This window comes from Paraburkholderia nodosa, from assembly GCF_001718195.1.
In the GTDB taxonomy this organism is placed as follows: Bacteria; Pseudomonadota; Gammaproteobacteria; order Burkholderiales; family Burkholderiaceae; genus Paraburkholderia; species Paraburkholderia nodosa_A.
In genome coordinates this window covers 37,283-48,108 of record NZ_MCNV01000042.1, presented here as the reverse complement: position 1 = coordinate 48,108, position 10,826 = coordinate 37,283, and the positions used below count along the sequence as shown (strand labels likewise).

Here is a 10,826-nt window from a genome sequence, read left to right as displayed (position 1 = left end):
AGCCGTCCTTCGCGCGCCACGAAATGCCCTTGACCTCGGCCAGCGGCATGCCTTCGGCGATTTCCTTGCAGGTGAAGTCGAATTCCTCGCGGCAGACGAAATCGATCGCCTCGCTCGCCGTGAGCGAATTGTGCGGATCGACCTGCACCTTCGCGCCCACCAGACCGATGACGATCGACGGCTTGCGCTTCTTGAGGTCTTCGCAGAAGAGCGCGTCGGTCGGGAACGACGGCGTGCTCGTGTGGATGATGACGAGGTCGTATGCGGCTGCAATCTTCAGCGTTTCTTCCACGCCCAGGCCGTCGGCCGGCGCGTCGAGCACGCGGCTGTCCGGCACGAGGGCCGCGGGCTGCGCGAGCCAGGTGGGATACCAGAACGAGCGGATCTCGCGCTTTGCCTGGTAGCGCGAGCCCGCGCCACCGTCGAAGCCGTCATACGACGGGGCCTGCAGAAACAGCGTTTTCATATTCCTTGATTGTCCGCGCAGTATGGTGAAACCCGGTTGGCCATCTTCGATCCAGCGCCGCGCAATTCCCTCGAAATGCATTACGCAAAACCTTCGATTGCCATTCCGGTTCGCATGTTTGTTATCGAAATGAAGGACTAAGCGCCACGGGTCAACCCTAGGATATTAAGCCGAAAATCTGATGCTGACCTTAAGCGCTTTCCCTTCTTCCAACGTATTGAAACATGCCAAACCTCCAGTGTGACGCATTGATATGACAGTTTTCATCGCCCCGCACCGATTGATGTCGGTTGTGATGACAATCGGTTACAAGCCATGCGCAAACCCGCCCTCTGGCATCCGGAAATCGCTCCAATCGGCCCGACCTATGCAAGTCATGTGCCATTTCGTGCAAGCGCCTTGCGTATTCCTCGGAAGGATTGACCCGCAAGGTTTCATCTGCTTTGCATCGCCTCCGCCATATCGGACAAGTTTTCGCTGATCACCGACATCACGTAAAAACGCCTCACACAATCGGGTTACGATGCAGCAAACGGCGCGACTGCGGGTCCCCGCCGCGATTATGCGAGCGGTTTGGCGCAGCCAACGCTGCCCGGCAGGTCTGGACGACTGTCCGGGATTTCATGCAGACCAGGCACCCGTGGTGCGCTGCCTGCTCAACCAAGCGCCACCGCGAGCCGTCATTGTCCATGCGTATCCTCTTCGTCATCGGCAACCTGGGCGACTATCACGTCCCTCGCTACGAGGCACTCGTCAGCGCGGCCTCCAGTCGCGGCCACCAGGTGGCGCTGCTCGAGGTCTTTGCGCGCTCGGGCGTCTACGGCTTTCCTCAGGAACGCCGCGCGGCATTCTTCGCGAACCGCCCGCGCATGGCGGAAACGCTGGTCGAGAACGGCGCCGACAGCGACGGTCTCGGCGCGCGCGACACCGCGCGCCTGATTGCGAAGGTGCGCAACTTCGAGCCCGACGTGGTCATCACGCTCGGCTACAACACCGGCTATTCGGCGGTGCTCTGTTTCCTCAGACATCTCACGCGCCGCTTCAAGCTCATCTACATGTCGGATTCGAAGGCCGACGACGGACTGCGCCAGCGCACCAAGGAGCGGCTCAAGCGCTTTATCGTGAGCCGCTTCGACGGGGCGCTCGTCGCGGGCGAGAAGCATCGCCGTTACGCGCAATCGCTTGGCATACCGAAGGAGCGTTCCCGCATTGGTTTCGATGTGATCGACGTCGACTATTTTTCGGATCTCGCGCAGGCCGCGAGCGTCAACCCCGAGGCCGTGCGATCGCGCTTCGGCCTGCCGCAGCGCTATGTGCTGTGCGTAAGCCGCTTCGTCGCGCGCAAGAACGTCGACGTGCTGATCGACGCGTACCGCAAATCCGGGGTGTACAACGAAAATATCGGCCTCGTTCTGGTGGGTCAGGGTCCGCTCGAAGCGCAGCTGCGCGCGCGCATCGATTCGCTCGGCCTGACGTCTCATGTGACCATACTCAACTCACTCGCCAACCAGGAAATGCCGAATCTCTACGCGCTCGCGGAATTCGTCGTCCTCGCGAGCGAATTCGATCAATGGGGCCTGTGCGTGAACGAAGCGTTCGCGGCCGGGTGCCCTGCCATCGTCACGCGCACATGCGGCGTGGCTGGCGAAGTGGTGATCGACGGCGTGAACGGTTTCGTGGTCGAACCGCGCGACGTCTCGACACTAGCGCAGCGTATCGGCGAGCTGGGCGGCGAGCCCGCGCTGCGCGAACGTTTCGCTGCCGGCGCACAAAGCACGATCCGGCGCTGGACCCCGTTGCTCTTCGCCTCGAGCGCGCTGGAACTTGCCGAGGTCACGACCCGTCGCGCAAGCGATCCCGCTCGGCACGAACTCGTGTAGCGTGCGATATCGCTCGCCACACGACGCCCCCGCCGTCTATAGATTGGGGGCGAATACGCGCCCGGGCGCAATTTTCCGTTTAAGCGTACGCATCAGCAAATACACCGTGCCGTGGCGCTCGACGCCCAGCCGCTGCGTGAGCGTCGCGCCGAATCCGTTGAGGAAGTTGAATGTCGACGGGCTCGAAAAGCCGTCGAAGTCGAACGTGAGCCTGCGCTCCAGCGCGCGGCCAATGCCGCTCCACAGCAGCAGGCTGATCGAGCCGCTATGCGCGTCCTGCGCGCGCGATGACAACAGGTAATACATTGCCTGATGGTCCCAGACGAGGCCGACCGCCGCCACGAGCTTCCCGCCTTGCCCATAGGCGCCGAGCAGCATCCCGGCCTTGCGCTCGACGAACGCGTTGACGAGGTCGCGCATGACCGCATCCCCATAAGCGTTGGTACGCGAACGCGCCGCGAGATTCGCGTCGTAGAACGCGATGAACTCGGCGGGCTCGATATCCGGCACGACGGTCAATTCACGGGAGGCGCTGCGGATCACGTTGCGTGTCTTGCTGTTCAGACGCTTCCATGCTTCGTCGGCCGACGTGTTCCGGTCGATGCGAAACGTGTAGCGCGCCGTCACCGTAAAGCCATGCAGCGCGAACGCGAGGGCGTCGTCGATGCGCGGGTCGAGCACCTGAAAAAAGCTGTCGCAGTCGGGCAATTGCTCGATCAGCTGGCCGGTGACGTCGAGTTCATGATGCAGTTGGCGAGCCTCGCTGCCCGTCACGGACTTGATGACCGGCCCGAGCGTTCGCGTGAGCGGCGGCAGGTGCGAGACACGCCACAGTCGCGTGCGTTGCATCGCGTACGGCATCTCGCCAATGACCTCGTCGTCCTGCTTCACCACCGCAAGCTTCCAGTCGCCTTGCGTGGCGATGTCGAGCCACCAGCGCTCATGAAAGATCGAAGGCGCCGCGCGTACCGGCACCGGCGTAACAGTAGCAGCCGGTGCCTCGAAAACGGGCAACGTCCGGTCGTTTATGGTCGTCATCGATCACCGGTATATTCTGACTGCAAGCGCCGCGGGATCACACATGCGCTCCACCTCCCCCAGCACCCACGCTCCTCAATGACTTCTCGTCGACGTGGCAACGGCATGTACTCAATGTGACAGTTCACGTGGCGGGTGGTTTTGTCCCTTCCGGGTCCTGCAAGACATGCGAGACCACGCTTCGGGCGCTCCTGTTTTCGTTCCGGCGTCACCTGCTCGCGCCGCCATGGATTGCGACGCTCCATGGCGGCGAACCGCCATTTCGTACGTCGCCTTCAGTCTACGAATAGCCACCTGCCTATTTACGCCAAAACCAAGACGCATGCGGATAGGTTATCCCCCTGGTCAATTTTCGTCCGATCATACTGTTCGATTTCGCAATGCAGCAATGCACGAACCTGGTAAACGTTTGCACACCGATTGCTCAACGAGAACGATTCGCGATCAGGTAATTTAGTTAGGAATGCGTTCGACTAGATCAATACCCGCCGTCATCGCTCAAGCCAATGGTTGCGTCGACATCGCTCGCGTGAGCCCGTGCATGGGGCGGCGCACCGCCACATCGAACGGGTTCGTTTGCGGCCCGATGATTTCGGCCTGCCGCTTGAGCAGTTCTACGATCGTCGGCAACCGGTCTTCCGTGAGACGAGCAGCCAGCGTGCCCACGCTCAATGCGCCCACGGCACAGCCGTTCTGGTCCAGAATCGGCACAGCCACGCCCGCCATGCCCTCGAGCACGCCGGTGTTGCGCCCCGCGTAGCCGAGCTTGCGCACGCGCTCGATCTCCGTGCGCAAATACACCTCGTCCAGCACGCCGTAACTGCGCAAGCGCGGCACGTTGAACCGAATGATTTCTTCCCGCTCGGCCTCGGGCTGGAACGCGAGAATGGCGAGACTGCCCTGGCCCACGCCCAGCGCTACACGCCCGCCGATATCGCCCGTGAACGAGCGGATCGGAAACGGGCCTTCGCACATGTCGAGGCACACCGCGTCGAAGCTACTCTTCACGAGCAGGAAAATGGTGTCGCCAAGGCTTGCGCACAGGCGCAGCAATGCAGGCCGGCATAGCGTGCGCATTCCGCTGGGATTACCCGCCTGCGCCGCGAGCGCAAAAAAATCCACGCTCAGCCGATAGCGCCTCGTGCCTTCGTCCTGCTCGACCACGCCTTCGGCGATCAGCCCCTGCAGCAGTCGATGCACAGTAGCCTGGGTCAGGCCCACGGCCTTGGCGAGCGCGGTCACGCGACTGCCTTCCGCCTGACTTGCCCCCAGCGCGCGGATCACCGCAAATGCGCGCTGCAACACGCCCGCGCCACGTGCGTCGTCGGCCGGCGTTCCACTTTTCTCTTCCCCTGACGTCATAACGATCTCGGTTGATTCCATAGAGCGGAATATCCGCCAAAAGCTGACTGAATTGGCGCGCGGCCCAACAGATTGGACCACCAAACGTCATCGTGCTTGCATCCGGGCCTGTTCAGGGATTTCCCGAAGTTCACCGGACGAAACGATCGGCCAGCAAGCCGCATCCACATTCCATCAAACGGAATATAAGTCAGATTCCTATCGCTCGATGGAATTTTAAATTGACGACTAAAAATTTGGCTAGCTACAGTCGGTTCAACGCCCTGCACCTTGATTCGCCCAGCGGGTGCCGGCGCAACCCAAGCACTGGAAGGCCACACCATGTCGTTCCTCACCCTGACCGATGTATCGAAATCGTTCGGCGACCTGCAGGCGGTCGCGGGCGTCAATTTGTCGGTGGAAAAAGGCGAGTTCGTCTCACTGCTCGGCCCCTCGGGCTGCGGAAAGACCACGACGCTGCAGATGATCGCCGGCTTCGTGGAAACCACGCGCGGGCGCATCACGCTCGACGGGCGTGACATCACGCAGATGCCGCCGAACAAGCGCGGCCTCGGCATCGTATTCCAGAGCTATGCGCTCTTTCCGCACATGAGCGTGGAGCAGAACGTGAGCTTCGGCCTCGAAATGCGCGGTGTGGATAAAGCCGAGCGTCGGGACCGCACTCGCGAGGCGCTCGCGCTCGTGCGCCTCGACGCCTACGCGCAGCGTTTTCCGCGCGAGCTTTCGGGCGGCCAGCGCCAGCGCGTGGCAATTGCGCGCGCCATTGTGATCGCGCCGCCCGTGCTGCTGCTCGACGAGCCGATGTCCAATCTCGACGCCAAACTGCGCGAAGACATGCAGTTCGAACTGCGCGCCATTCAGCGCAAGATCGGCACGACCACGCTGATGGTCACGCACGATCAGTCGGAAGCACTGTCGATCAGCGACCGCGTGGTCGTGATGGAAAGCGGCCGCATCACCCAGGTCGACACGCCTTATCGCGCGTACGAGCGGCCCGAAAACGACTTCGTCTCGCAGTTCATCGGCAAGGCCAACATGCTCGCGGGCCGCATCGTCGCGCGCGAAGGCGATACGATCCGCGTGGATCTCGGCCACGATCTCGCCGAAACGGGCTCGACGGCGCAACTCCCCGAACGCGGCCGCGCGGTGGGTGTCGGCGACGCGATCACGCTGTGCATCCGCCCCGAAAAGCTCAAGCTCTGCGCGAGCGGTTCGGGCCGGCTCGCCGGGCGCGTGACGAGCCGCTTCTTCCTCGGCAGCCAGTGGCTCTACCGGCTCGACAGCCGCGCGGGCGAAATGCTCGTGTGCTGCCAGAACGAGGGCAACGAGCCGCTTGCCGAAGGCGACCAGGTGGGCATCGACTGGCATAGCGACGCGATCCGCTTCATCCATCGGGAGGGCGCCCGTGTCTAGCACGCTCCGCGCTTCGCAGCCAGCCCCGCGCGCCACGGTGCGCGCGGGCTGGCAGGCTTACGTGCCGCTCTGGCTCATGAGCGCGCCCGCGCTGCTGCTGTTCTCCGCGCTCGTGCTCGTGCCGCTCGCGATGACCTTCGCGCTCACGTTCTACCGCTTCGATCCGATGAGCGGCCCCATCGCCGCATTCGATCTGCACAACTACGTAGAAGTGCTGGGCTCGTCGTACTTTCACACGATCTTCCTGCGCACCTTCGGCATTGCCGCGCTCACCACGCTGCTGTGCGTCGTGATCGGCACGCCGGAGGCGTACATCCTCTCGCGCATGCGCGACCCATGGCGCTCGCTTTTCCTGCTCGTGATCCTCGCGCCGCTGCTGGTTTCCGTGGTGGTGCGCGCGTTCGGCTGGAGCATGCTGCTCAACATGAACGGTCTCGTGAACCAGTTCTTCGCTCTGTTCGGCGCGGGCCCCTTCAAGCTCGAATACACGACCTTCGCGATCGTCATTGCGCTCGTGCACGTGATGCTGCCGTTCATGGTGATTCCGGTGTGGACCGCGCTGCAAAGGCTCGATCCGCAAACCGGGAACGCGGCGCTGTCGCTGATGGCGTCCCCTTTCACCACCCTGCGCCGCATCGTGCTGCCGCAACTCATGCCGGGCATTCTCTCGGGCAGCCTCATGGTGTTCGGCCTGTCGGCGAGCGCCTTCGCGATTCCTGGCCTGCTGGGCGGCCGGCGCCTGAAGGTGGCGGCCACCGCCGTGTACGACCAGTTCCTCAGCTCGATGAACTGGCCGCTCGGCGCGACCATCGCCGTGCTGCTGCTCGTCGCCAATCTCGTGGTGATGCTCACCTACTACCGCGTGCTCGAACGGCGCTACGCGCGCAGCATGGGCTAAGGCCCCAGGACACAACATCATGCGCAAAAACGGACCGCTCGCCCTCACGTTCCATAGTTTCGTCATTCTGTTCGTGCTGGCGCCGCTCGTCATCGTCATTCTCGTGGCATTCACGCCCGACGAAACCTTGACGCTCCCCACGCACGGCCTGTCGCTGCGCTGGTTCCGCGCGATCCTCGACTACCCCGACTTCATCACCGCGTTCTTCAACAGCCTCAAGCTCGCGTTCGCCTCGGCCACGCTCTCGCTCGTCATCGCGATGCCCGCGGGACTCGCCATTGGCCGTGCGCGCTTTCCGGGCCGCGGCTTTCTCAACGCGCTGCTGCTTTCGCCGCTCGTGATTCCGGGGCTCGTGCTGGGCATCGCGCTGCTGCGCTTTTTCGCGCTGATCGGCGCGACCGGCTCGTTCGCGTGGCTGATCCTCGCGCATATGATCATCATCACGCCGTTCGTCATGCGGCTCGTGCTCGCCTCGGTGAGCGGCCTCGACCGCAGCATCGAGCATGCAGCCGCGTCGCTCGGCGCCAACGCGTGGACGACCTTCCGCCGCGTCACGCTGCCGATGATCGTGCCCGGCATCACGGGCGGCTGGCTGCTCGCGTTCATCAACAGCTTCGATGAACTGACGATGTCGATCTTCGTGACCTCGCCGCAAACCGTCACGCTGCCCGTGCGCATGTATATGTACGCAACCGAGTCGATCGACCCGATGATGGCCTCCGCTTCCGCGCTCGTCATTTTCATCACGGCGGGTGCGATGTTCCTGCTCGACCGCGTATACGGGCTCAACCGCATTCTGATCGGGCAGCACTGAACGCCGCCCGCCTCTTTCGATTCCTGCTGCCGCGCCACCGACCTTCCATGAGCACCGCCACGCCGCTTCCCCTTGCCCAGTTCGTCCGCGTTGCCGAAACCGCGCGCGCGAGCGTTTCCTTCGTTTTAGACGGCGTCGAAGTCAAGGCGCTCGCGGGGGATACGCTGCTCACCGCGATTCTCACGCATCAGCGGCACGTGCGCCGCAGCGAGTTCAGCGCGGAACCGCGCGCGGGCTTCTGCCTGATCGGCGCTTGCCAGGACTGCTGGGTGCGCTGTGAAGACGGCACGCGCCTGCGCGCCTGCTCCACGCCGTTGCGCGAAGGCATGCGTGTGGTGACGCGCACTGGTTCGGATACCAAAATTTATGGCGGAGGTGCGCGATGAGCGCGACCGGGCCCGAGCGCATCGTCATCGTCGGCGCAGGACCGGCCGGCATTCGCGCCGCGCAAACGCTCGTGGCCGCGGGACTGCGCCCCACCGTCATCGACGAAAACGCGCGCTGGGGCGGCCAGATTTATCGCCAGCCCGCTGACGGTGCAGGCTTTTCGCGCACGAAAACCGCGCTCTACGGCTTCGAGGCGAAGAAAGCCGATGCGGTCCATCGCACCATGGCCGACCTGCTCCCGAAAATCGACTATCGGCCCGACACGCTGGCCTGGTCGTGCGAGCCGGGCCGGCTCGACACCCTGCGCGCGGGCCGCGAATCGAGCGTGCCGTGGTCGCATCTGATCATCGCGAGCGGCGCCACCGACCGCATCGTGCCGCTGCCCGGCTGGACGTTGCCAGGCGCCTATACACTCGGCGGCGCCCAGGTCGCGCTGAAGGCGCAGGGCTGCGCAATTGGCCAGCGCACCGTGTTCGCCGGCACCGGGCCGCTGCTCTACCTCGTCGCGTATCAGTATGCGAAAGCGGGCGCGCAAGTAGCCGCCGTGCTCGACACGAGCCCGTTTGGGCGCCAGGCCGCCGCCGCGCCGAAGCTGCTCAACCAGCCGGGCACCTTCGCCAGGGGCGTTTATTACGTCGCGTGGCTCAAGGCGCATGGCGTGCGCATGGAGCATGGCGTCTCGCTCGAGGCCATCGAAGGCGACGCGGCGGTGCAATACTTCCGCTGGCGCGCGGCCGACGGCAAGGAGCACGCCATCGCCTGCGATGCGATCGGCCTCGGCTACGGCTTGCGGCCCGAAACCCAGCTCGCCGATCTCGCGGGCTGCCGCTTCGCCTTCGACGACCTCAACCGCTGCTGGCTGCCCGAACGCGATGCGGCGGGCCGCAGCTCTGTGCCGGGCGTCTATCTGGCCGGCGACGGCGCCGGTATCGCAGGCGCCGATGCCGCCGAACTCGCGGGCAGCCGCGCCGCACTCGCGATGCTCGAAGATATCGGCATCGAAGCGCCACAGCACGATGCTGCTTTGCCTGATGTGGCAACGATCGAGAAGCGTCTCGAACGGATCGCGCGCTTTCGCGTTGGCATCGAGCAGGCATTTGCCCCGCCGGCCAACTGCGCCGCCAACTGGCCCGACGACCTGACCATCTGCCGCTGCGAGGAAGTCGATGCCGGCACGCTGCGTAGTTGTATCCGCGACGGTTTCGCCAGCGAGGTCAACCGCCTGAAGGCGCTCACGCGTATCGGCATGGGGCGCTGCCAGGGGCGCATGTGCGGTGAATCCGCCATGGCGCTACTGAGCGTGGAGACCGGCAAGCCGCTGCACGAGGTGGGCCGCTTACGCAGCCAGGCGCCGATCAAGCCGATTCCCATTTCACCGATGCTGTTCGACGACGGCGTGCAAGTCATCGAAGAGGAAGCCCACGATGAGTGACACGCGCCACTTCCAGGTTGTGATCGCGGGCGGCGGGCTCGTCGGCGCATCGGCGGCGCTCGCACTCGCGCGCAAGGGGGTAAGCGTCGGCTTGTTCGAGCGGCGCTTTTGCGGCGCGCAGGCGAGCGGCGTGAACTACGGCGGCGTGCGCACCCACGGACGCAGCGCCGAGCAACTGCCGCTTGCGGTGCGCGCCCGGCGCGTATGGAGCCGCTTGCCCGAACTGATCGGCAGCGACGGCGAATTCGTCGTGTCGGGGCACTTGCGCCTCGCGCGCCGCGACAGCGATCTCGACGCGCTTCACGCGTGGTCCGACATGGCGCGCGATTTCGGCGTGGAGTCGGTCGTCATGAGCGGCGAAGCGTTTCGGCGCCGCTACCCGTGGCTCGGCAAAACCGCCATTGGCGGGGCACTTTGCGCGAGCGACGGCCAGGCGAATCCGCGTCTCGTCTCGCCCGGCTTCGCGGTGGCGGCGCGGCGCGCGGGCGCGCACGTGCAGGAGCAGACCGCGCTCGCCGACCTGAGCTTCGACGGCCGGCGTTTCCAGATGCGCGCGGGCCACGAGCGCATCAGCGCGGACTGGCTGATCAACTCGTCGGGCGCCTGGGCCAATACGGTGGCGGGCGCGTTCGGCGAAACCGTGCCGATGAAGCCGATCTACCCGAACATGTGGGTGACGGAGCCGCTGCCGCGCTTTATCCAGCACAACCTGGGCGTCTACGGCGGCGGCGTCTACGCGCGCCAGGTCGAGCGCGGCAACTGCGTGATCGGCGGCGGACGCGGGCACGGCGACGGCGAGTACGCACAGCCTTCCACCGCCACCACGCGCGCCGTCATGCGCGACGCCTGCGCGCTGCTGCCCGGCCTGCGCGACGCGCTGCTCATCCGCACGTGGAGCGGCGTGGAAGGTGAAACACCGGACAGCAACCCGATCATCGGTTTCAGCAACACCACGCCGCGCCTCGTGCACGCTTTCGGCTTTTCCGGCGGCGGCTTCCTGCTGGCGCCGGGCGTGGGCGAAGTCCTCGCCGAACTCGTCACAGAAGGCACGACGAGCACGCCCATCGAGGCGTTCGCTATCGGCCGCTTCACGCAGTCTTCCGTTCATGCCGCTCTCCCAATCAAATAAGGAGTCC

At 64.7% G+C, this 10,826-nt stretch carries 9 protein-coding genes and 1 pseudogene; 7 read left to right on the top strand and 3 right to left on the bottom strand.

The features are described from left to right. A pseudogene (locus BFD71_RS36635) lies at window positions 1-466 on the bottom strand (hopanoid biosynthesis associated radical SAM protein HpnJ); the annotation flags it as partial. Window positions 467-1,155: 689 nt separating this feature from the next. On the opposite strand from BFD71_RS36635, the gene BFD71_RS36630 reads away from it, so the two are divergent. Next, complete coding sequence (locus BFD71_RS36630) at window positions 1,156-2,346, top strand: glycosyltransferase family 4 protein (RefSeq protein WP_069269081.1); 1,191 nt, start codon at window positions 1,156-1,158, stop codon at window positions 2,344-2,346. 36 nt (window positions 2,347-2,382) lie between these two features. On the opposite strand, the gene BFD71_RS36625 is transcribed toward BFD71_RS36630, so the two are convergent. Together BFD71_RS36625 and BFD71_RS36620 are read right to left on the bottom strand one after the other, a co-directional pair. Next, window positions 2,383-3,384 (bottom strand): GNAT family N-acetyltransferase, encoded by a 1,002-nt coding sequence (locus tag BFD71_RS36625; protein WP_083245690.1) that lies wholly within the window; start codon window positions 3,382-3,384, stop codon window positions 2,383-2,385. Between the two features lie 498 nt (window positions 3,385-3,882). Next, window positions 3,883-4,746 carry an IclR family transcriptional regulator gene (locus BFD71_RS36620; protein ID WP_069269080.1) on the bottom strand — a complete coding sequence of 288 codons (864 nt, stop codon included), beginning with the start codon at window positions 4,744-4,746 and terminating at the stop codon, window positions 3,883-3,885. A 321-nt stretch (window positions 4,747-5,067) separates the two neighbouring features. On the opposite strand from BFD71_RS36620, the gene BFD71_RS36615 reads away from it, so the two are divergent. The 6 genes from BFD71_RS36615 to BFD71_RS36590 are packed head-to-tail and all read left to right on the top strand — an operon-like array spanning window position 5,068 to window position 10,819. Beyond that, window positions 5,068-6,159, top strand: coding sequence for an ABC transporter ATP-binding protein (locus BFD71_RS36615; protein ID WP_069269079.1), 1,092 nt, complete (start codon window positions 5,068-5,070; stop codon window positions 6,157-6,159). Then, entirely contained in the window at window positions 6,152-7,057 is a 906-nt protein-coding gene (locus BFD71_RS36610) for an ABC transporter permease (RefSeq protein WP_069269078.1), read from the top strand. Before BFD71_RS36615 ends, BFD71_RS36610 begins: the two co-directional genes overlap by 8 nt. A gap of 19 nt (window positions 7,058-7,076) precedes the next feature. Beyond that, entirely contained in the window at window positions 7,077-7,871 is a 795-nt protein-coding gene (locus BFD71_RS36605; RefSeq protein WP_069269077.1) for an ABC transporter permease, read from the top strand. A 47-nt stretch (window positions 7,872-7,918) separates the two neighbouring features. Beyond that, window positions 7,919-8,257 (top strand): (2Fe-2S)-binding protein, encoded by a 339-nt coding sequence (locus BFD71_RS36600; RefSeq protein WP_069269076.1) that lies wholly within the window; start codon window positions 7,919-7,921, stop codon window positions 8,255-8,257. Next, window positions 8,254-9,690 carry an NAD(P)/FAD-dependent oxidoreductase gene (locus BFD71_RS36595; protein ID WP_069269075.1) on the top strand — a complete coding sequence of 479 codons (1,437 nt, stop codon included), beginning with the start codon at window positions 8,254-8,256 and terminating at the stop codon, window positions 9,688-9,690. The genes BFD71_RS36600 and BFD71_RS36595 overlap by 4 nt, the downstream gene beginning before the upstream one ends. Next, window positions 9,683-10,819, top strand: a complete 1,137-nt coding sequence (locus BFD71_RS36590) for an NAD(P)/FAD-dependent oxidoreductase (RefSeq protein ID WP_069269074.1) — start codon at window positions 9,683-9,685, stop codon at window positions 10,817-10,819. Before BFD71_RS36595 ends, BFD71_RS36590 begins: the two co-directional genes overlap by 8 nt. The last annotated feature ends 7 nt before the right edge of the window (window positions 10,820-10,826 follow it).

Excerpts from the sequence above, each read along its gene's own strand:
- BFD71_RS36605 (WP_069269077.1), top strand. The coding sequence starts at position 7,077 with ATGCGCAAAAACGGACCGCTCGCCCTCACGTTCCATAGTTTCGTCATT.
- BFD71_RS36620 (WP_069269080.1), bottom strand. The coding sequence starts at position 4,746 with ATGACGTCAGGGGAAGAGAAAAGTGGAACGCCGGCCGACGACGCACGT.
- BFD71_RS36595 (WP_069269075.1), top strand. The coding sequence starts at position 8,254 with ATGAGCGCGACCGGGCCCGAGCGCATCGTCATCGTCGGCGCAGGACCG.
- BFD71_RS36615 (WP_069269079.1), top strand. The coding sequence starts at position 5,068 with ATGTCGTTCCTCACCCTGACCGATGTATCGAAATCGTTCGGCGACCTG.
- BFD71_RS36600 (WP_069269076.1), top strand. The coding sequence starts at position 7,919 with ATGAGCACCGCCACGCCGCTTCCCCTTGCCCAGTTCGTCCGCGTTGCC.
- BFD71_RS36630 (WP_069269081.1), top strand. The coding sequence starts at position 1,156 with ATGCGTATCCTCTTCGTCATCGGCAACCTGGGCGACTATCACGTCCCT.
- BFD71_RS36625 (WP_083245690.1), bottom strand. The coding sequence starts at position 3,384 with ATGACGACCATAAACGACCGGACGTTGCCCGTTTTCGAGGCACCGGCT.
- BFD71_RS36590 (WP_069269074.1), top strand. The coding sequence starts at position 9,683 with ATGAGTGACACGCGCCACTTCCAGGTTGTGATCGCGGGCGGCGGGCTC.